Source organism: Lignipirellula cremea (genome assembly GCF_056501455.1).
Genome location: NZ_CM151415.1, coordinates 2,956,748 through 2,976,300, shown reverse-complemented (window position 1 = coordinate 2,976,300; position 19,553 = coordinate 2,956,748). Strand labels below are relative to the sequence as shown.

The 19,553-nt window shown below is 66.5% G+C and carries 18 protein-coding genes; 10 read left to right on the top strand and 8 right to left on the bottom strand.

Features of this window, described 5'->3' with window-relative positions; genetic code table 11:
• Together SH602x_RS11675 and SH602x_RS11670 are read right to left on the bottom strand one after the other, a co-directional pair.
• Positions 1-813: an endonuclease/exonuclease/phosphatase family protein gene (locus tag SH602x_RS11675; protein ID WP_479476958.1), complete on the bottom strand. Its 813-nt coding sequence runs from the start codon at positions 811-813 to the stop codon at positions 1-3.
• Positions 810-1,538 (bottom strand): CPBP family intramembrane glutamic endopeptidase, encoded by a 729-nt coding sequence (locus SH602x_RS11670; protein WP_479476957.1) that lies wholly within the window; start codon positions 1,536-1,538, stop codon positions 810-812. Before SH602x_RS11670 ends, SH602x_RS11675 begins: the two co-directional genes overlap by 4 nt.
• A gap of 524 nt (positions 1,539-2,062) precedes the next feature.
• Between SH602x_RS11670 and SH602x_RS11665 the strand changes: the two genes are divergently transcribed.
• Positions 2,063-4,141, top strand: coding sequence for a DUF4332 domain-containing protein (locus SH602x_RS11665; protein ID WP_479476956.1), 2,079 nt, complete (start codon positions 2,063-2,065; stop codon positions 4,139-4,141).
• A gap of 10 nt (positions 4,142-4,151) precedes the next feature.
• On the opposite strand, the gene SH602x_RS11660 is transcribed toward SH602x_RS11665, so the two are convergent.
• From SH602x_RS11660 to SH602x_RS11650, 3 genes are all read right to left on the bottom strand, one after another.
• Positions 4,152-4,898, bottom strand: a complete 747-nt coding sequence (locus tag SH602x_RS11660; RefSeq protein ID WP_479476955.1) for a DUF4190 domain-containing protein — start codon at positions 4,896-4,898, stop codon at positions 4,152-4,154.
• A gap of 42 nt (positions 4,899-4,940) precedes the next feature.
• A complete protein-coding gene (locus SH602x_RS11655) occupies positions 4,941-5,363 on the bottom strand; it encodes a hypothetical protein (RefSeq protein ID WP_479476954.1) in 423 nt (140 codons plus the stop codon).
• Between the two features lie 146 nt (positions 5,364-5,509).
• Positions 5,510-6,709: a phosphoglycerate kinase gene (locus SH602x_RS11650; RefSeq protein WP_479476953.1), complete on the bottom strand. Its 1,200-nt coding sequence runs from the start codon at positions 6,707-6,709 to the stop codon at positions 5,510-5,512.
• Between the two features lie 249 nt (positions 6,710-6,958).
• Here SH602x_RS11650 and SH602x_RS11645 point away from each other — a divergent pair, with 249 nt between their 5' ends.
• The 4 genes from SH602x_RS11645 to SH602x_RS11630 all read left to right on the top strand — a co-directional run bounded on the left by SH602x_RS11645 (position 6,959) and on the right by SH602x_RS11630 (position 12,581).
• On the top strand, positions 6,959-8,275 hold the full coding sequence (locus SH602x_RS11645) for an alpha/beta fold hydrolase (protein WP_479476952.1): 1,317 nt from the start codon (positions 6,959-6,961) through the stop codon (positions 8,273-8,275).
• A 306-nt stretch (positions 8,276-8,581) separates the two neighbouring features.
• Positions 8,582-10,162, top strand: coding sequence for a BamA/OMP85 family outer membrane protein (locus tag SH602x_RS11640; protein ID WP_479476951.1), 1,581 nt, complete (start codon positions 8,582-8,584; stop codon positions 10,160-10,162).
• 65 nt (positions 10,163-10,227) lie between these two features.
• A complete protein-coding gene (locus SH602x_RS11635; RefSeq protein WP_479476950.1) occupies positions 10,228-12,042 on the top strand; it encodes a BamA/OMP85 family outer membrane protein in 1,815 nt (604 codons plus the stop codon).
• A 53-nt stretch (positions 12,043-12,095) separates the two neighbouring features.
• Positions 12,096-12,581: a protein-tyrosine phosphatase family protein gene (locus tag SH602x_RS11630; RefSeq protein ID WP_479476949.1), complete on the top strand. Its 486-nt coding sequence runs from the start codon at positions 12,096-12,098 to the stop codon at positions 12,579-12,581.
• A gap of 165 nt (positions 12,582-12,746) precedes the next feature.
• Here the strand turns inward: SH602x_RS11630 and SH602x_RS11625 are convergent, their stop codons facing one another.
• On the bottom strand, positions 12,747-13,043 hold the full coding sequence (locus tag SH602x_RS11625; protein ID WP_479476948.1) for a hypothetical protein: 297 nt from the start codon (positions 13,041-13,043) through the stop codon (positions 12,747-12,749).
• A gap of 396 nt (positions 13,044-13,439) precedes the next feature.
• On the opposite strand from SH602x_RS11625, the gene SH602x_RS11620 reads away from it, so the two are divergent.
• On the top strand, positions 13,440-14,228 hold the full coding sequence (locus SH602x_RS11620) for an SDR family oxidoreductase (RefSeq protein ID WP_479476947.1): 789 nt from the start codon (positions 13,440-13,442) through the stop codon (positions 14,226-14,228).
• Between the two features lie 206 nt (positions 14,229-14,434).
• A complete protein-coding gene (locus tag SH602x_RS11615; protein ID WP_479476946.1) occupies positions 14,435-14,896 on the top strand; it encodes a GNAT family N-acetyltransferase in 462 nt (153 codons plus the stop codon).
• Positions 14,897-14,921: 25 nt separating this feature from the next.
• Here SH602x_RS11615 and SH602x_RS11610 read toward each other — a convergent pair whose 3' ends face one another.
• Positions 14,922-15,245: a hypothetical protein gene (locus tag SH602x_RS11610; protein ID WP_479476945.1), complete on the bottom strand. Its 324-nt coding sequence runs from the start codon at positions 15,243-15,245 to the stop codon at positions 14,922-14,924.
• Between the two features lie 11 nt (positions 15,246-15,256).
• Entirely contained in the window at positions 15,257-16,300 is a 1,044-nt protein-coding gene (locus SH602x_RS11605; protein ID WP_479476944.1) for a molybdopterin-dependent oxidoreductase, read from the bottom strand.
• Positions 16,301-16,526: 226 nt separating this feature from the next.
• Between SH602x_RS11605 and SH602x_RS11600 the strand changes: the two genes are divergently transcribed.
• The 3 genes from SH602x_RS11600 to tsaE are packed head-to-tail and all read left to right on the top strand — an operon-like array spanning position 16,527 to position 19,356.
• The gene (locus SH602x_RS11600) at positions 16,527-17,864 is read left to right on the top strand and encodes a hypothetical protein (protein ID WP_479476943.1); all 1,338 of its coding nucleotides are present in this window, start codon (positions 16,527-16,529) and stop codon (positions 17,862-17,864) included.
• A 32-nt stretch (positions 17,865-17,896) separates the two neighbouring features.
• Complete coding sequence (locus SH602x_RS11595) at positions 17,897-18,850, top strand: thiamine-phosphate kinase (protein WP_479476942.1); 954 nt, start codon at positions 17,897-17,899, stop codon at positions 18,848-18,850.
• Positions 18,847-19,356, top strand: a complete 510-nt coding sequence (gene tsaE / locus SH602x_RS11590) for a tRNA (adenosine(37)-N6)-threonylcarbamoyltransferase complex ATPase subunit type 1 TsaE (protein ID WP_479476941.1) — start codon at positions 18,847-18,849, stop codon at positions 19,354-19,356. Before SH602x_RS11595 ends, tsaE begins: the two co-directional genes overlap by 4 nt.
• Positions 19,357-19,553: the final 197 nt, after the last annotated feature.

Sequence of the window (19,553 nt, the reverse complement as noted above, 5' to 3'; positions counted from 1 at the left end):
CTACGGGGCAGGCGGAAGAAGTTCCAGCGTGGCCAGGACCGGACGATGATGCGAGGCGTCCTTGACTTCGAGGACCTTGACCTCGACGACGCGGAAGCGTTCCGCGGGTCGGTACATGACGAAGTGCCACTGCTTCGTCGGTTCGTTCGCCGGCGTGGTCGGCACGTACTCGGCGTTGGCCGGGCTCCAGAGATTCTCCAGTCTGGCGCCCGGCTCGCTATCGAGTTGGGATTGCAGATCGACGCAGAACAGGGCCGGATCCTCGGCCAGCAAGGACGTGAACTCGGCGACGTCCTCCGCCGCGAGGATGCGGACTTTATCGCGGGCGCCGTGATCGAACTGAGTCGTGATCAGGGTCAGGTTTTCGTCGCGATCGGGAAGATCGATATCCGTCACGAGCAGCGACCGCTTCTCTCCGCGGTCGGGGCCGGGGATCGGTCGGACCTTCGAAAAGGCGATGGGCCAGCGGGACAGCACGGCGTTGCCGAACTGCCCTCCGCCGAAGTCGATCGCCTTTCCGAAGACGAAGTTCATCTTCGTCGCCTTCGCGAGCAGCGCCGCCTGATCGACCTTGCCAGTGCGTTGGACGCCGACGTCGATCTCCTGCAGCGCGACGAGGTCGGGCTGCGCATCGACGATCGCCTTCGCGACCCGGTCGAGATCGATCGTCTTGTCGAGCCCTTCGCTATGACGGATGTTCCAGGTCAGGACCTTGATCCGCAGGGGTTCCTGGGCAGGCAGGTTTCTACCGAACGCGAGCGACGAGAGCGACGCCGCCAAACTGAGGACGAAGACGAGGGATCGCGAATTCATGGCGAATCTCCTTCGGGGAAGTCGACGGTCGGCTCTTTCCGTACGAGAGCCGGTTCGATCGGATCGATCCCGTCGCCGGGAGCTTCGATCGCAGAGGCGTTCGCGAGGTCCCGCCCGGCGGACGGCCCCTCGGCCACGAAGACGATCAGATCGTACAGGAAGTGCGCGAGCGCCGCGGCCCAGAGGTCGCCCGACCAGAGCACGAGGATCGAGAAGTAGATTCCCGCCGCCGTCGTGGCCAGAAAGTAGACCCGATTGAGCGCATGCAGGGCCCCGAAGATCAGCGACGGCAAGACGATCGCCGCGACGAGGTTCCAGGGCTGCGGGAGCGCGACGCGGAACGTATCCAGCAGAGCGCCGCGGAACGCGAGTTCCTCCGTCAGCCCCGCGGTCAACGAAATCACGACCCAGTCGACGAAACGCGTTTCGCCGAACAGGGGAATCAGGCGTTGCCGCACGTCTTCGCGGAAGCGGACGACCGACTCCGCTCGCGAGTTTCGCATCCAGAAGAACGCCGCGACGGGGGGAGCCGCGGCGGCGAGCGTCGTCGCGAGCGTGAGCAGCGCCTGCGAGCCGCTCCAGGCTTCGAGCCGGAACCAGCGCTGCACGTCCAGGCCGAGAAAGACGGCCCACCCGAGCGCGACGAGAGCGAGCCCCCCCTGAATGGCGACGGCGAGCCACGTCAATCGGTGGAGCCCCAGGATGCGATCGTCTTCGAGGGGCATACCGCAAAACCGGACAGGGAGAGGGGGAGCTTCCAATGTAGTCGATGCCTGGAAGGACGAGATTCGTCGCGATTCGCGTCCCGTTCTTCCCAGAGTTCGCCTGCCTTGAGCGCACCTCGCGGTTTGCGGACTGCGCCCGCTCCAGGGTGGCGCCGGTTGCTCAACCGGCGCGGGCGCAGCCCGTCGGAGGCCTCGAAGCGCATTCGGCGCAAGGTCGCCGCCCTGCTTCAAGAAAATGCTTCGACGGAACCCAGCTGCGAGGATTCCGCCGCGCCCTTGAGGCCTCCGATCCGCTGTGCGGACGCTGGTTGAGTCAACCAGCGCCACCCACCCTCCGGCGATTCCCGTATCCGTTCCGCGAACTCTCGTGCCGATCGCAAATCGCAAGGTGCGTTCGCCTGGCCTTCCCGGCTCTCGATTCCCCTTCCCTCGACATCCCCGGATTTCGTATGACCTCCGGCGGAACCGGTCGAACCGAACTTCGCATCGGATCGACCGCCGAACCTGTTTCGCGAGACCGTTGAATGAACCTGCTGCATCGCGTCCTCGACGCCGCCTACTGCACGAGTTCCCACCATCGGATGGCGCTCGATGCGCTGCCGTTGATGGCGGGCCCGGAGGCCTTTCTGCGCCGGAACGTCTGCTACTTCTGGCACGAAGCCTACCTGAAGGGCTCCAAGGCGCCGGACAATGAATTCAAGGACTTCCGCAATCACGTTCTGCATGTGGATGAGAACTGCTGGGGCGGAGCTCCGCAGGCGGCCCGCGAGTGGTTCGACCGGACGGTCGAGGATCTGAAGCGGGAGAACTGGGACCAGGCGGCGTTCTCCGCCGGGGTCTTGAGCCATTACGTCACCGACCCGTTCCAGCCCTTCCACACGGGCAGCTCGGATAAGGAAACGCACTATCACCGGGCCGTGGAATGGTCGGTCGCGAAGTCGTTTCCCGCGCTTCGCGATCGCATCGCGACGTCGGGCGGCTATCCGAAGATCGACCTTTCGCACGGCCGCGACTGGCTGGAGGAAACGATCCTCGCCGGGGCGCAACGGGCGCATCAGGATTACTCCCTGCCGTTCGAGCGCTTCGACCTGAAACGGGGATCGGCGACTCCGGAAGAGGGTCTCGACGAAACGCTTTCCAAGTCGTTCGCGACGCTCATCGCGCAGGCGACGGCGACGTTCGCCGCCATTCTCGACCGGGCGTGGGAAGAGTCCCGGGCGATCCCTCCGGACGTGAATCTCTCCGTGCCGGCGCTCGTCGCGTCGCTCAAGATGCCGATCGCGTGGGTCGTCAAGAAGCTGGTCGAGACCGAAGAACAGCGGACCGTCATGGCAATCTATGACGAGATCCAGCGAACCGGCACGCTGACGCGGTACCTGCCGGAGGAATGCCACGCGATCGACATGGTGCATGCCCAGGAACGCCTGGCGTCGATGCCGCTCTCCCGCTTCGCCGAACGTCGTTTGCAGAAGTCGAAGGACGAGCCCGCGAAGAAGGCGACCGTTGCGCCCAGGCCTGCGCAAGCTCACCCGGCTGCGCCGAAAACGCCGCAGCCGCAGCCGATTCCGCCGCAGACTCAGCCCGAGCGCAGGTACGCGCCAGTTCAGGTCGAGCCGGCAGCGACGCCTTTCGAGCGAACGGCTCCGCGCGTCGAACCGGCGGCGAAGGAAGCGCCGGTCGCGGAACGTCGCGTCGAGGCGCCCGCCCCTCCGCGACCGATCGCGGAGACGAAACCGCGGGTCGAACCGCCGCCCGCCCCTGCGCCCGTGGCCGCCGCCTCTCGAGAAGAGACCAAGGTCGCCGCGGAGAAGGCCCCTAGCGTCGCGAGCGGACTGATGGCCAAGCTCGCGGCAGCGAATCCGTTCGCGTCCAAGTCCGCGGAAGCAGCCTCCCGGACGCAGGCAGCGCCCGTCGCGAACGTCGCGACCAAGGCGGAACCGTCGCTTTCGCAACGGTCGGAGGCCCGCCGGGACGACGCGGGCGCCGCGAAGCCGGCGGTCGCGTCAGCGAAGACCGAAGAGAAGTCGCCCGCGAAGGAAGAACCGCGGGTCATGCCGCTGCGGGCGATGAGCCCTCCCGATCGCAAGGCGGCCGCCGAAAGCCCGAAGACGGTCGCTTCCGGCGGAGCGCGTCCACAAGGATCGTCAGCGTCGACCGAGCGGCGGTACTACCTGGAGTTGGACGCGCCGATCGTGGACGCCCCCTCGATCGGGCCGAAGACCGCGAAGCGAATGGAGCAGGCAGGCGTGCGAACGGTGGCGGAGTTTCTGCGCGCGAACGCCGATCAACTGGCGAAGAAGATCGACGCCGAGCATCTGCCCGCGGCGCGGCTGCGGGAGTACCAACTGCAGACGAAGCTGGTCCTGCGGATCGCCGGCCTGCGCGGTCACGACGCCCAGTTCCTCGTCGGCGCCGGCTATACGGAGCCGGACGAAATCGCGGCCTCCAAGGCCGAGGAACTGCTCGCCGATGTGCTCGAGTATCTCGAAACGCCTGAGGGCGAACGCGCGCTTCGATCGGGATCGAAGCCCGACCTCGCGGAAGTTCGCGGCTGGATCGAGAGCGCCCGAAAGCCCCGCACGCTGACGGCCAACGCGGCCTGATCAGCGATCGCTACGGGTCGAAGCCCGACTCCGGTTCTTCCGGCGTCGGCGTGAGCGTTTCCATCGTCGTCGGCGGCCCAAGTCCCGGCGGAAACGCGCCGGGGTAGGCTCCCGGACCGGACGGGAAAGCGCCAGGCGGAAACGCTCCCGGCGGGAAGCCCGCTCCGGGGCCTCCGGGGCCCATGCCGCTCGGCGGGCCGATGCCGCCCGGGCCCATTCCGCCCGGGCCGAAGTTGGGCGGAACGCCGAAATCAGGCGATCGCGGAAACGACGCCGGATCGATGCCGGACGGCATGGACGGCGGCACGTAGGGGTCCGGCATCTTCGGCATTTCCATCGGCTCGGGCATCGACACCGGGAAGGGAGCGATGTCGGGCGAGCCGTAGGAGCTATCGAACGAGCTCGATTCCGAGTAGCTGGAGCCGGGATAGCTGGAGGAGTTCGCCGTCGCGCGGTCCTGCGATTCGGCGATCGCAGCGATCCCGATGACGAACACGAAGAACATCAGCACGGCGACTCCCGCGACGACGTGGAAGATCGTCATGATCAGGCCGATGTAGAAGCCGGCGCGGGCCATGCCGCTCGGCTCCTTCTTCATGCCGACCCAGCCGGTGATGAGCGCCCCGATCGCCAGGGGGCAGCCCATGAAGACGCTCAGGATGCCGAGCACGAGCGCCACGACGCCCAGCGGATTCGTCGCTTCCTGCGGAGGAGCGAGCGGACCAGGGGGTTGATACGGTTTGCCGGCGTAAGACATGACGATCCTCGACGAGATGTCCGCAGTTCGCAGCGATTCAGTCTACGGCGCCGTCGCAGGAACTTCGCCGGGCGAAGGCGGAATCGACTCCGCCTCGAGAGCCGGGGCAGGTTCCGCGACCGCCGGGGCGCCTTCGACGACCATGGGAGCAGTAAGCGGACCGGGAGTCGTCTCCACCGACGTCAGGCCGAGCCCGAGACCCAACCCGAACGACACGAGAATGAACATCCCGAGAAACATCTGGAAGATCATGCCGGAGACGCCGAGCCAGAAGCCGAGCTTCGCCGTTCCGACGGGCTCCCGCTGCATGCCCATCCAGCCGGTGATCGTCGCGCCGATCGAGAACGGACACCCGCCCGTGACGATCCCGACCAGACCCAGAATCAGGCTGATCATGGCGAGCGGGTTGTTCCCCTCGACGGCCTGGCCTTTTGCGTCCGGAACTGGCTTGACGGCGTAGGACATGCGGAGACTCGGAATTTCAGGTACGACGAACGGCACGCCCTACGCCAGATTCGCCGGTCGCTCCCTGATCTTGTGACGGAACGAAAAAAGGCTCCCGCATCGAACGGGAGCCTTTCGAATTCGTCGTCCGACAGCGCGGCCGGGCATCACTTCTCGTCGAGGATATCGACCGCGGGGAAGGGTTCGCCTTCCAGCATGGTCAGGCTGGCGCCGCCGCCCGTGCTGACATGGGAGACCTCGTCCTGCAGGTCGAAGGCCGCGATCGCCGCCGCGCTGTCGCCGCCGCCGATGATGGTCGTTCCCGAACTGGCCGCCATCGCCTCGGCCACCGCCCGGGTGCCGTGATCGAACGGGGGCATCTCGAAGACGCCCATCGGTCCGTTCCAGACGACGGTCTTGGCGTTCCGGACGATGTCCGCGTAGCGCTTCGCCGTCTCCGGACCGATGTCGAGACCTTCGAACTCGTCCGGGATCTCGCCCGCCGGGACGACGACCTTGTTGCAGTCGGACGAGAAGTCGTCGCCGCAGTGCGTGTCGGTCGGAAGGAGCAGCTTCGAGCCCCCCTTGGCGATCAGGTCCTTCGCGAGCGGAATGTCTTCGTCCTTGCAGTAGGACTTGCCGATTTTGCCCCCCTTGGCCTTGGAGAAGGCGAAGGCCATGGCGCCGCCGATCAGGACGTGATCGCAGATGCCGAGGATCCGCTCGATCACCTTAATCTTGTCGGAGACCTTCTTGCCCCCCATCACGGCGACGAAGGGACGCTCCGGCTTCTCGATCGCGTCGCGGAGGAACTGGATCTCCTTGATCACCAGCAGCCCGGCGACCTTGGGACGATCGCCCATCGCCTGGGGCACCGCGTACATCGAGGCGTCGGTCCGATGGCAGGTCCCGAACGCGTCGTTGCAGTAGATATCGGCCATCGCGGCCAGCTTGGCGGCGAAGTCGGCATCGCCCTTCTTCTCGCCCTTTTCGAAGCGGACGTTCTCGAGCAGCAGGATCTCCTCGGGCCGCTTGGCCGAGCGGACTTCCTCCGCCTTGGTCTGCGCATCCGCTCCGACGACGTCCATCGCGAAAGCGACGGGCTTGCCCAGCAGTTCGCTGAGCCGCGTCGCGACCGGGGCGAGGCTGTAGGCGGAGTTGTCCTGCCCCGATTCGGGACGACCGAGGTGGCTCATCAGGATCACCTTGCCACCTCGATTCAGGACCGACTGAATCGAGGGGAGCGCCATCCGGATACGGAGGTCGTCGGTGATCTTCCTCTCGTCGTCGAGCGGGACGTTGAAGTCGACCCGCATGAGGACGATCTTGCCCTGGACGTCGACGTCTTCGATCGTTTTCTTCGCCATGCCGTTCCTTCGCTGCGTTCGTCGGAGTTCGAGGACCGGAAGCCCCGAGCCGTATTCGCCCGCCAGTTTACCCATCTCCCGCGCCCCGGCAATCGGCCCCGGCGTTCGGTCCCTTCTTCCGCCGGTACGCCGCGAACGAAGAGCCGATGCCCGTAGCGGATTACCGGAATGCATTCGGCGCCTAAGATGCCCCGGGCGTCCGCGATCTGGATTGATTCGTCAGGAGCCGGTCTAGCAGGAGGCGGTTCCATGATGCCGACGAGCGTACTACGCACATTCTTTCTCGGGCTACTCGGCTGGGCCGTTCTCGGCCTCGGGATCTACCTGATCTACGAATGGGCGAACGGCGTCGACAAGCCGCGCGGACCCGTGGTCGTGACGACCGAGGTCCCGAACGGCGTCGACGGCGACCGGGACATCGAACGGACGACGGTCCTCCCGGCGAGCGCGGGCGACGATCGGATCGGTGGATGGCCTGCCCTCGTGGGCGGCATCGCCCTGATCCTGCTCAGCACGGTCGGGCCCTATCCGCTGATCCGCTTGCTTAGCCGCCGGGGTCCGCATGATCCTGACCCGAATAAACAGACGGGACGTCCGCTTTCGCTCACGCGGCCGGACGGCTCGGAGATCCATGCGGAGATCTTCGGTCCGGCGACCGGACCGACGCTGATCTGCACGCATGGCTGGAGCCTCGACCGGACGGACTGGATGTACCTGATCGACCGCTTCGGCAGTCGGTACCGCATCGTCGTCTGGGATCTGCCGGGACTCGGAAAGTCGAAGGTCGCAACGAACCGCGACTGCACGCTCGAGAAGTATGCCGAGGACCTGCACGCGCTGATCGGCTCCGCGGGCGAAGGGGCTACGATTCTCGTCGGGCACAGCATCGGCGGCATGATCATCCAGACGTACTGCCGTCTGCACCCGGAGATGCTGGGCAAGCGGGTCCACGGAGTCGCGCTGGTTCACACGACCTATCGAAACCCGCTGACGACGATGCTGGCGGCGCCTTTGTTGACCGCTCTGCAGAAGCCGCTGATCGAGCCGCTGAATTACCTGATGATCGGCATTGCGCCGCTCGCTTACCTCGCCAACTGGCAGAGCTATCTCAACGGGTCGATGCACCTGACGAGTCGCCTTACCAGTTTCGCGGGCCGACAGACGGGCTTTCAGGTCGACTATTCCTCCCGCCTGGCGACGCTCTCCTGGCCGGGCGTGCTGGCCCGCGGGAATCTGGCGATGCTGAAGCTCGACGAGGAGCGAACGCTGCCCACGATTTCCGTCCCCGTCCTGACGGTCGGAGGAGCGAACGATCGAGTTACCAAGCCCGAAGCGAGCGAGCGCATCGCCGCGGCGGCGCCCCGGGCCGATCTGGTCCTGCTGAAGCCGGGCGGTCATCTCGGCCACTGGGAATCGCACGATCAGTTCCTGACCGCGCTCGACCGCTTCGTCGTCGAGGTCGCGGGCACGGCTCCCGCATCGGAGAGGCCGGATGAGGTAAACGTCGCGGAAGCCGGGGGGTCCGTCGACCCGGGCAGCGAAGAGATCGCCTCGCCGGCGCCCTAAGCGATTCGGCGTTTCGCTTTTTTCGCCGAACCCTCAGGCCCGAACGAGCGTACACGCTCCGGGCTTTCGCCCGCAGAATCGAGCCTTCGCCCGCCGCAGCGGTTCCTTCCCTGAACGTCAGGGAGGAATCGGCCTTGTCGCGGCGAAGGGCGCTCGGCTATTCCTAGCCGCAAGCCGCCTTCAGGAGACGGATCTCCTTCCCGGCGCTCTGATTCGGTACGCAGTACTCCGGCGTTTCGCCTCCTTCGTCCGCTCCTCGAGCGATCGCAGGAACGTGCGGAACGCCCGACGAATGACAGGGACGTCATGCCGCTGGTCGAGCTTTCTCTCGTCTCGCCGCGTCGCGCATTCCGCGGGACACTCGCCCTCGTCGCGCTCGCGGGTTCCGCGTTCGCCGCGTCCGCTTCTGCGCAGTTCGACGTTCCGACGGGCGGCGGCGGAGGCGATCCGTTCGCCAAGCCCGCTCGCGACCTGACGCCGCAGATCGAAGTGACCGACGCCCCGCTCATCGCGGACGTCCTGATCGTGGGCAACAAGAAGCTCTCGGCGGACAAGGTGCTGAGCTTCGTCAAGACGCGCAAAGACCGTCACTTCGACCCCGATCAGGTCGAAGCCGACGTGCGGACGCTGATGCGGTCCGAACGCTTCCGAACGGTGAAAACGTACTTCCGCGAAACGCCCAACGGCGTCGTGGTGACGTTCGAAGTCGCCGAACAACCCTCCGCCGACTACGTGAAGTTCGTCGGCAACCGCTGGGTCACCGACCGCGCGCTCTCGAAGGAAGTGCAGTCGAAGGCCGGCGATCCGATCGACCGCTTCCGTCTGCGGGAAGACCTCAACACGATCGCCGACTTCTACCAGCGCAAGGGCTTTCCCAACGCCGAGGTCGACCTGCTCGAAGGCGATTCGCCGGACGACGCCGGGATCGTCTTCACGATCACCGAAGGTCCCGTGCAGCGAATCTGGGAGACGTCGTTCGAAGGGAACGAGATCGCCAGCGACGCCCGGCTGCAGACGCTGATCGAATCGAAGCCGGGGTACTTCATGTACCTCGCCTACGGCATCGTCGACGAGGACAAGCTCGATCAGGACGTGCAGAAGCTGGTCGACTATTACCGCGGCTTGGGTTACTTCCGCGCCCGCGTCGGTCGCGAAGTCACCGCGGGCTCTTCGGAATACTGGCGTTACGTCAAGTTCATCATCGACGAGGGTCCGCGGTACAAGCTTCGCAACGTCGAGATCGTGGGGAACCAGCTCTATACCGTGGACCAGCTCGAATCGCTGCTGGAACTGAAGCAGGGCGACTACGTCAATCAGAACCAGCTCGAACTGGACGCCAACAAGCTCCGCGATCTCTACGGCAGCCAGGGCTACATCGCCGCCGACATTCAGCCGCAGTTCCGCTTCCTGGAAGAGTACGGCCTGCTGGACCTGGTCATCACGATCCAGGAAGGGGCCCAGTACCGCGTCGGTCGGGTCAACGTCCACATCGACGGAAACAGCGCGACGCGTTTGAACGTGGTGCGGAACCGCATCGACCTTCAGCCCGGCGACGTGATCGACATCCGCAAGGTTCGCGAAAGCGAGCGGCGCCTCCGCAGCAGCCAGCTCTTCGTGGACGAGCCGGCCCGCGGCGTCGGTCCGCAAGTGACGGTGAAGCTTCCGGAGGACGTCAGCGGGACGGCGCTTCGCAAGCCGCCGGTCGCGTTCGAGTCGTCCCCCGCCCCGATGCATTCGACGGGAACGGTTTACGCGGACGTGAGCGTCTCCGGCGAACTGCGACCTGAACTGACGCCGCCCGCAGGGACCGACCAGGCGCCGGCTCTTCCGACGCAGGCGCCGCCGCGGACGATGCCCACGCAGACGACTATGCCCGCGAACTGGTAACGACTGACCGAAGAGACGAATCGCTTCGCCCCTTGAGAGACGCCTTCGCGCAGGATATCGCCCCGGTGAGTCGAACGCCCGCCAGCCTAATCCTTCCGGTCGCGACCGTCGCGTTCGCCCTGGCGACGGCCGGCACGTGCGGATGTTCGCTGCCCGGGTTCTCGCCCCGCGCGACGGCGCCGACGACGCCGCCCTCCGAAGACTGGCTCTCCCAGGCGAGATCGAAGCCGAACGTCAAGGAAGCGCCCCCGTCGCGCGAAAGCGAAGAGTCCTCTCCGAAAGTCGCCGAGAAGAAGGGCGTCACCGTTCGGGGTCAGTCGCCGACCTATTACGGTCCTCCGGCTGGCCAAGGCCTGCCGCCAGGATCGGGTAACTCGCAAAGCGCTGCCGGATCGGGATCGTACGCGCCGACTCCGGGCTACGCTCCCGCTCCCAGCTACGCTCCGTCAGGCGGCTACGCCCCGGCGCCCGCTTCGCGAGCGATCTATGACGCTCCGGCGACGCCTGTCGCAGGCGGGCAGGGATTCAACTCGTCGGCTCCCGGCCAGGCTTCCGGCCCAGGCCAGCTCAACTGGTCGACGCCTGCCGGCTTTCTGAACGACGGGTCCCCTGCCCCGGCGGCAGGGTCCGGCATCGATCCTTACGCTTCCGCGCCCGGAGCGGGCGCGGGGCCGACGGTGCTCGCCCAGAACGGCTTCGTGCAGGCTCCCGGTCAGACGTTTCCGCCCGGCACGACGATTCCGCCGGCGGGTCTTCCTTCGCCCGATCAGACGATCGTCGGCCAGGAGCCGTTCATGCCGCCGAACTTCGCGGACATCGACGCCTTCGTCGAGGAGGCCCGCACTGGCCGCCTGATCATCGGCGCCGGCGTCAACTCCGAAGCGGGCGTCACCGGTCAGGTCATCGTCGACGAACGGAACTTCGACATCTGGGCCTTCCCGACGAGTTTCACCGACTTCGCGGAAGGTCGCGCGTTCCGCGGTCGCGGTCAGGGCTTCCGCCTGGAAGCGATCCCGGGCACGAACGTGCAGCGCTACATGGTGAGCTTGTCCGACCCGTACCTGTTCGAGACGCTCGTCACGTCGAACCTCAGCGCCTTCTACTTCACGCGGAATTACTTCGACTACGACGAAGAACGCGTCGGCGGTCGACTCTCGCTCGGGTATCGCCTGACGCAGGACCTTTCGTTCAGCGTCGGCAGCCGGATCGAGAACATCACGATCGACAATCCGCGCGTCGCCGGCGTGCAGGAACTGGACGAGGTCATCGGTTCGAACGACCTCTACAGCGGCCAGGCGAGCATCACCTACGACACCCGCGACATCCCGTTCTTCCCGACGGAAGGTCAGTTCCTGGAACTCTCCTACGAGCAGGTCTTCGGCGACTTCGAGTATCCGCGGATCGAGGCCGACTATCGCCGCTACTTCCTGCTGCACGAACGGGCCGACGGATCGGGTCGTCACACCATCGCCGCGGGCGCCCGCGTCGGCTTCACGGGTCCCGACACGCCGCTCTACGACAACTACTTCGCCGGCGGTTTCTCGACGCTTCGCGGCTTCGACTTCCGCGGCGCCTCGCCGGTCAACAACGGCGTCACCGTCGGCGGCGAGATGCGAGTCCTGACCAGCGTGGAATACTTCTTCCCGCTCACGGCGGACGACATGATCAAGGGCGTCGTGTTCTGCGACGCCGGTACGGTCGAAGAGAAGCCCGGCATCGACTGGGACGAAGTTCGCGTGGCGCCCGGCTTCGGCTTCCGGCTGAACGTCCCGGCGCTCGGCGCCGCGCCGCTGGCGTTCGACTTCGCCTTCCCCGTCGCGAAGGCCGACTACGACGACACGCAGATCTTCAGCTTCTACATCGGCATCGGAAAGCTGTAAGCTGGGAGAAGGCTCTTCCGCACAGGGTCGGAAGGCCTTCGAAGGAGCCCCGCTTGTTCCGCGTCGCCCGCTGCATCTGGCAGGGAGGGTTCGCCTCCCGCGAACTGCTCGAACGCCTGCGTCAGGCTGAAATCGCCTGCGTGCTCAACGTGAGCGACGTCGAAAGCCAGCTCCGCCGCGATGAAGGGCCGTTCGAGTCGATGGCCCATGTGCCGATCGCCGATCTCACGATCGTGCCGGTCGATCAGGCGATCGAATGTCTCGCGACGCTGCACCGCTTCGTATGTCGCGGCAACGTCTACGTACACTGCATGGCGGGATGGAACCGCTCCGCGGTGATCGTCTGGCTTTACCTTGTCGCTTGCGGAGTAGATCGCAACGTGGCGAGACGCCAGATCGAAGTCGCCTCCTACGATGCCGTTCCGACGCACCAGCGTCTGGTGAACGAGGCGCTCATCGAAGCCGTTCGCGAATACGGGCGGCGTCATTTGCTGCCGCACGCGCGAGCTGACGCGATCGAACCGCACCTGGACGGATAGTGCGTGTCGCACTCACAAGTAGCGTTCCCGGCGATCTGACTCGCCGTGTAATCGGCGCACAGGCCGCTACAGTTTCGCGAAACGCACTCTACCCCCTCGGAAACGAAAACAGCCGCCGAAACCTTGCGATTCAGCGGCCGCATTCGACGATGGCGGGAACGGCGATCACCAGCCGCCGTGTCCGAGTCCGTGGCCATGGCCATGACCGTGGCTGCCGCGGTGGTAATCGTAGTGACCCGGCACGTAGTCGTAGTGGTAGCCGTGCCGCACGTACGATCCGGGGTGATAGTCGTAATGGCCGCGGGTGTGACCGCCGTAGAACGAGCGGTAACTCGGGCCTCCGCCGTAGTAGCCGCCGTTGCCGATGTAGATGCCCCACTGGGCGCTCGCCTGCGACAGCGGTGCGAAGCACGCCGCGCCCAAGGTGACGGCGGCGACGAGACCCAACAAAACCTTGCGCATGGCTGAAACTCCTTGAGAACGCGAACCAGACCGGTCAGAACGCCGACGCAGCAAACGATCTGCGTTCGCGGCGACTCGACCGGGTTCACGCCTCAATCATTTCGCGATTGCCATGCCGTATCGCTACGACGGAGTTCCTTCGACAGGAGTTCCTAAATCATAAGCCCAAGATATTTAACGTTTTGCATCGTATCGTCCCGTCATTCCGATGCGTGCGAGCAGGATCTTCTTCCCGCGAGCGACGCTATCACTTTGATTACGACGCGCCGTCCGAACGACCACTCCCCTGCGCGGCCCTTTGCGACTCCGGCCAGCTCCCCATACTGCTGAAGCCCGGTCGGTCGTGCCGCCGGCTTCACCCGGATGCGAATGGTCCGTCTTAGGAATGCCCTCGAGATGTATGAACTGAAGGATCGCGTTGCATTGATCACCGGCGCCAACTCCGGCATCGGCAAGGGCGCCGCCATCCGCCTGGCCAGGGCGGGCGCCAGCATCGCGGCGATCGGACTCGACGACGAGGAACTCCGCAAGGCGGTCGCCGAAGTCCGCAACGAAGGCGTCGAAGCGGAGGCCTTCACCGCTGACATTTCGAACGCCGACGAGATCCATCGCGCCATCGACGAAGCGGCGAAGCGCTTCGGGCGGATCGACGTCGTCTTCGCGAACGCCGGGATCAACGGAACCTGGGCGCCGATCGACGAACTCGATCCGAAGGACTGGGAATCGACGATCGCCATCAACCTCACCGGCACGTTCTATACGATCAAGTATGCGGTGCCCCACCTCAAGAAGCAGGGAGGAGGCTCCGTCATCGTCACCTCCTCGGTGAACGGGACGCGGATGTTCTCCAACAGCGGCGCCACCGCCTACGCCAGCTCCAAGGCAGGCCAGGTGGCGCTGACACAGATGCTCGCGCTCGAACTGGCGAGGCACAAGATCCGCGTCAACGTGATCTGTCCCGGCGCCATCGAAACGCCGATCCATGACAAGACGGAGCGAATCGATCTGGAAGAGGCGCAGGTACCGGCCAACTTCCCCGAAGGCGAGATTCCGCTGACGCACGGAGAGCCCGGCTCGATCGAAGACACGGCGGAGCTCGTGCTGTTTCTCGCCAGCGACGCCGCCAAGCACATCACCGGCACGCCGATCTGGATCGACGGAGCGCAGTCGCTGCTGCGAGGATAAGGGGCGGCTTCCGGGTCAAGGCGCTGCCGCAGGGCCAAGCGAACCTTTTCCGGGTGGCCGCGATTGCTTTGCAATCGGGGCCACCCAGGTCGTGCATCTCGCCGAGACGGTCGACGAATCGTGACTTAGCGCTGCCGCAGGGCCAAGCGAACCTTGGGGGGCGAGCGGCCCTCTGATCTGCGTGCCGTCACTTCGCCGTCCGCTTCGTGCGAGAAACCGCCATCGCCGCCTCGACGCTCGCTCCGATCGCGATTCGGGAATCGACGCCTGCCGACCTCGCCGCTCTGCGGACGCTGTTTCTGGACGCGCGCCGGGCGACGTTTCCGTGGCGTCCGCAGCACGACTGGACGCTGGAAGATTTCGATCGGGCGACCGAGGGCGAACCGGTGCTGGTCGCGACGATCGAGGAGCAGGTCGTCGGATTCGTCTCGTGGTGGCCGCCCGAGAGCTTCGTCCACAACCTGTTCGTGGCGCCCGATCGTCTGCGGTCCGGCATCGGCGGGCAGTTGCTCCGCGCCGCGCTGGCCCAGGTGGCCAGACCCGCCTGGCTGAAGTGCGATCGGCGGAACGAGAACGCGATCGGGTTCTACCTCGCCAACGGCTGGCAGCCGTACGACGAACGCGTCGAACCCGGCGCCGACTGGCTGCCGCTGGTCATGCGATCGTAGCCTCGCTCTTGGCCGATTCGTCGATTCAGCGGCGAAAGCTGTACGACCAGGCGCGCGTGCCGGGCGAACTTCCCGGTCCTGCCTCGACGCTCGAGTGCGGGCCGACGGCGCCGAAGTAGCCGTAGGGATAGGGCGTCGGATTCGGCGGGATCGTCACGAGCGGCTGCGGAAACGTCGCCGTCGACGGCCGGACCGCGTACTTCGGTTTCAGCGGACGCGTCTTCAGCGGCGCCCATCCGCGAAACGGATCCGACGCCGAGGCGCTGCTGACGATGCCGACCGTCAGCGTCGTCGCGAGCGCGAGCGTTACGCTCCTGAGCAGTCGACGTCGAAAAGGGCTGGCGTGCATCTTCGGGCGACTCAGGCGGAAGGACGGTCCTTCTTCGCTTCATCGTCCGCGACGCCCGCCCGCTGAAGGGCTTCCGCCAGAAATAGCCGCTCCACCTCGGCCAGCGCCTCGAGTTGCCGCGATTCGAAGCGGGTTCCCCCATCGACGGTCGCGCCCGTGAACGTGGCCCCGAACAGCGACGCACCGCGGAAATCGGCGCCCGACAGATCGGCGCCGTCGAACTCCGCCCCTTCGACGTCGGCGTTTCGGAAATCGGCGCCCGCGAGGTTCGCCCCCGCGAACGACGCATTGGAGAGATTGGCTTCGCGAAAAGCTGCGCCGGCAAGAATCGCGCGGCTGAAGTCGGCGTTTCGCAGCAAGGCCCCTCTCGCGATCAGTCCGGCCAGGTCGCGACCGTCAGCGATCAGGCTCAGCGCCTCGCGTCCGCTCCAGTCGCGCGTCGACAGGAGGTTCCGAAGATCCTCTCGCGTGAGGCCGCCGGCGATGTAGCGCTCTTCGCGCCTGGGGTCGGCGCCGTTGTGGTACCCCGCCTCGGCCTCCCAGTATCCCAGGCGATCGGTCGCAAGCAGGTCGATGCGCTCGACCCACTTCACGCTCTTGTAGAAGTACTTGCCCGGAACGACGCTTCGCAGCGGCCCGCCGTGTTCGCCCGTCAACGGCTGACCGTCGACGTTCCAGACCAGCATCGCCCCCAGCCGCAGCGCCTCCGCCAGGGGGAGCGAACTCGAATGCTGCCGAGCGGTTCGCGCGACCCAGGAGACGTAGCCAGTCCCGCTCGCGATTCCGGCCTTCGCGATCAGGCTTTCGAGCGCGATCCCGGTAACGCGGACTTCCTTTCGCGACCATCGGGTGACGCAGTGAAAATCCAGCGTACGGGTCTCCGCGGACAGCTCCCGAAGTTCGTCGAGCGTCCAGTTTCCGACCAACTGCCCTTCGACCGCCAGGCTCAGCCGCCACGGTTCGTCGTACGGGAGGCAGTCCGTTTCCCCGACGACGGGCCACTTTCCTGCGGCGGCAAGTCGTTGTCGCGGCGGAAGATCGGGATCGTTCGTCATAGAGCGAGTGCGGAAGCGGATCGAAGCCGCCCCGGCGCCCGGCATCGGCGGGAGCGAGTCGGCGCGTGCAAAAGTTCTTGTTACCATAACTTGGCCTCGACGAAGACGTCCGGCCCCGGCGCTTGCCGTCCCTCGGTTCGCGCTCGGCCCGCTTCCGCCTTCCTGACGCGACCGCGGCATCCCGGTCGATCTCGTCTCCTCATCACGCTTCGCCGATTCCGACCGCATGGCCTCCTCCGTCACGTGTCCGCACTGTCGGGCGCCGTTCGCCGCGAACCTGACGGAAGCTGGGTCGGTCGCCTGTCCGAAGTGCGGCAAGCCGGTCACGCTCTCCGCATCGAAACCGCCGGCGAAGACCGCGGGGAAAGAGGATCCTCCCGTTCCGCCTCGCAAAGCCGGGCCGTCCTCCGCGACCGCTCCGCCGCGGAAGCTCGACCCGACCGCTGCGCCGCCTGCGAAGCGTCCCCCGCAGAGCGCCGTTCCTCCGTCGAAGCCCGCTGCTCCGCCGCAACGGTCCGCGCCGGCGATCGCGATCGATGACTTTCTGCCGCCTGGCGCTGGCTCGCCCGCGCCGCCGGCGCCCGGAAAGCCGGAACCGCCTGTTTCGAAGCCGGCGCCGCCGCCGAAGAGGGTTGGTCCGGCGCCAGGAGCATCGGCAGGATCCCCATCGGGCGCCGCCAAACCGCCCGCGAAGTCGGCCCCGCCGGCGAGACCGGTCGCGACCGCTGCGCCTGACGATCTTCTCCCGCCCGGCGCCGCTCCGCCGAAGGCGTTGGAGAAGGTGCAGCCGGCGAAGACCGAATCGCCCTCCTCGCCTGCGACAGCGCCTTCAACGGCGAAACCTGCCGCGGCGCCGCCGTCGAAGAAGCCTGCGAAGGCGGAGCCTCCTCGTACGTCGGAGCCTCCGAAGCAGGCCGCGGCTCTGGACGATCTGCTGCCTCCCGGAGCCGAGGATCTGCTTCCGCCGGCAGCGTCTCCGGTCGCCCGAGATAAGAAGGCCAACGCCCCCCCGGCGAAAGCTGCCGCGGACGGAGCGTCCGACGATCTGCTTCCTCCGGGCGCCGCTGCCTCGAAGCTGACGTCGGGAAAGGCGGAGCTCGATCTCCTGCCGCCGGGCGCCGACCTGCTGCCTCCCGGCGCGGCGGCGCCGTCGAGGCCTGGCGTGGAGTTGCCCCCGGGCGTCGAACTTCCGCCCGGCGCGGAGACCGCTCCCGCCAGGTCGCCGGTCGATCTTCCGCCTGGCGCCGACAAGGAAGCTGCGCCCGGCGCCGGAACCGCTGCGGAGACGGAGCCGGAACAAAAGGCGCTCCCGCAGGACGTCGAAAGCCTGGAAGAGCAGGAGGAACCGGAACGGTTCGAGATCCTCGCGCCGGACGGAACACGGGTCGAGTTGATCAAGCCCCGGCGCTACGTCGGCGAGGGGGAGGATCGCGTCGCCCTGCGCGAATGGACGCCCGAGCAGAAAGAGCGCCGGCGGACGCTGTCCAACGCCATCGCCTTCGGCGTCTGCTCGTTTCTGCTGGTCCTGTTCATCGGCATCCTGCTGTCGTTCATTCAGGGCTGACATCCTTCCGCGAAACAGGCAGGTTCCGCGGCATGGAACGCGAATGGCTCGAAGCGCTGCGCGGTCGACTGATCGCCAGGCCGCCCGTCACGATCGGCGTCGGCGATGACGCCGCGGCGATTCAGTGTCGTGCGAACGAAGTACTGATCGTCACGACTGACCTGCTCTCGGACGGGGTCGACTTCGTCGTCGGCGAAGTCTCGCCTGAGCGGATCGGCCACAAGGCGCTCGCGGTGAACCTGAGCGATCTCGCCGCGATGGGCGCGAAGCCTGTCGCCGCGTTCGTGTCGCTCTGCCTGCCGCAAGCCGACGCCCGCGAACTGGCCGAAGGTCTGTATGCGGGCATGCTTCCCCTGGCGGAGCGCTTCGACTGCCAGATCGCCGGAGGCGATACCAACACCTGGCCAGGCAGGCTGGCGATCAGCGTCACCGCGATCGGCGTCGTGCCGGCAGGTTCGGCGTGGAAGCGCAGCGGCGCGAAGCCGGGCGACTGGCTGCTCGCTACCGGCGCGTTCGGCGGCAGTCTGCTCGGTCGGCATCTCGACGTTCAGCCGCGAGTCCGCGAGGCGCTCGCGCTGCGGGAGGCGTCGATCGTCCGCGCAGCGATCGACGTGTCGGACGGTCTGTCGCTCGACGCCGCTCGACTGGCGGACGCAAGCGGCTGCGGCGTAGTGCTCGATCTCGACCGCATTCCGATCTCTCCCGACGCCGAGCGCGCGGCAGCCGGCGATTCGACCGGACGCTCGCCCCTCGATCGGGCGCTCAGCGACGGCGAAGATTTCGAACTGCTGCTCGCGGTCGCGCCGCAAGAGGCAGCAGCCTTCCTGAAAGAGCGCTCCGACCTCCTCGGTACGCCGATTCGCAAGATCGGAGAGTTCGTCGTCGCGCCGGGGCTCTGGAGCGTCTCGCACGACGCTCCGATGCTCGTTCCGCTCCTGCCACGCGGTTGGGAGCATGGCGGTTCGGGCGAAGGAGCCGATCGATGAGCGATGCGGACGATGACGCGCTGTCGCTCGAACTTCCGGATCTGGCCGCGACCGATGCGCTGGGTCAGGCGCTCGCCGCTGCGGTCGAACCGGGGACGACGATCTGTTTGACCGGGTCGCTCGGCGCCGGAAAAACCCGGCTGATGCAGGCGCTCGGCGAAGCGCTCGGCATTCCGCGAGAGGAAATCGTCTCGCCCACCTTCGTCCTTTGCCGTCAGCATGCGGGTCGCTCGCCGAACGACGGCGCTCCGCTCGAGTTGCAGCACCTGGACGCTTATCGCGTGGAGGACGACGACGCCTTCCTCGAACTTGGGATCGAGGAAATGTGTGCCGGCGACGACGTCGTCTGCGTCGAGTGGGGCGAGCGTTTCGGCGATCTGCTGCCGAAAGATCGGCTGAACCTGACGATCAGCGTAATGGGAGAGTCATCGCGGCGCGCCGATGCGACAGCGGGCGGCGTACGCTCGCGAAGAGTCCTTCGGCGGCTGCGCGAAGCGCTCCGTTAGCGACGAACTCGAACCCTCGCGATCCCCGATGTGAACGTCCGTTCGCCGGCCCTGAGGAGAGGTTGCGGAACTTGTACGCCGTCGACCGATACGTAACTATATTGCAGGGCGAGGCCTGACCTTCGGACCTCGCTCCGTTCGCCATCGCCGCGGGGCTCCGGTCGCTCATCTGGCTCGGCCCGTCACCATGAGGGCTG

What these genes read in the sequence shown, in the direction of transcription:
- SH602x_RS11675 (WP_479476958.1), bottom strand. Translation starts at nt 813, where the DNA reads ATGAATTCGCGATCCCTCGTCTTCGTCCTCAGTTTGGCGGCGTCGCTC.
- SH602x_RS11670 (WP_479476957.1), bottom strand. Translation starts at nt 1,538, where the DNA reads ATGCCCCTCGAAGACGATCGCATCCTGGGGCTCCACCGATTGACGTGG.
- SH602x_RS11665 (WP_479476956.1), top strand. Translation starts at nt 2,063, where the DNA reads ATGAACCTGCTGCATCGCGTCCTCGACGCCGCCTACTGCACGAGTTCC.
- SH602x_RS11660 (WP_479476955.1), bottom strand. Translation starts at nt 4,898, where the DNA reads ATGTCTTACGCCGGCAAACCGTATCAACCCCCTGGTCCGCTCGCTCCT.
- SH602x_RS11655 (WP_479476954.1), bottom strand. Translation starts at nt 5,363, where the DNA reads ATGTCCTACGCCGTCAAGCCAGTTCCGGACGCAAAAGGCCAGGCCGTC.
- SH602x_RS11650 (WP_479476953.1), bottom strand. Translation starts at nt 6,709, where the DNA reads ATGGCGAAGAAAACGATCGAAGACGTCGACGTCCAGGGCAAGATCGTC.
- SH602x_RS11645 (WP_479476952.1), top strand. Translation starts at nt 6,959, where the DNA reads ATGATGCCGACGAGCGTACTACGCACATTCTTTCTCGGGCTACTCGGC.
- SH602x_RS11640 (WP_479476951.1), top strand. Translation starts at nt 8,582, where the DNA reads ATGCCGCTGGTCGAGCTTTCTCTCGTCTCGCCGCGTCGCGCATTCCGC.
- SH602x_RS11625 (WP_479476948.1), bottom strand. Translation starts at nt 13,043, where the DNA reads ATGCGCAAGGTTTTGTTGGGTCTCGTCGCCGCCGTCACCTTGGGCGCG.
- SH602x_RS11620 (WP_479476947.1), top strand. Translation starts at nt 13,440, where the DNA reads ATGTATGAACTGAAGGATCGCGTTGCATTGATCACCGGCGCCAACTCC.
- SH602x_RS11610 (WP_479476945.1), bottom strand. Translation starts at nt 15,245, where the DNA reads ATGCACGCCAGCCCTTTTCGACGTCGACTGCTCAGGAGCGTAACGCTC.
- SH602x_RS11605 (WP_479476944.1), bottom strand. Translation starts at nt 16,300, where the DNA reads ATGACGAACGATCCCGATCTTCCGCCGCGACAACGACTTGCCGCCGCA.
- SH602x_RS11600 (WP_479476943.1), top strand. Translation starts at nt 16,527, where the DNA reads ATGGCCTCCTCCGTCACGTGTCCGCACTGTCGGGCGCCGTTCGCCGCG.
- SH602x_RS11595 (WP_479476942.1), top strand. Translation starts at nt 17,897, where the DNA reads ATGGAACGCGAATGGCTCGAAGCGCTGCGCGGTCGACTGATCGCCAGG.
- tsaE (WP_479476941.1), top strand. Translation starts at nt 18,847, where the DNA reads ATGAGCGATGCGGACGATGACGCGCTGTCGCTCGAACTTCCGGATCTG.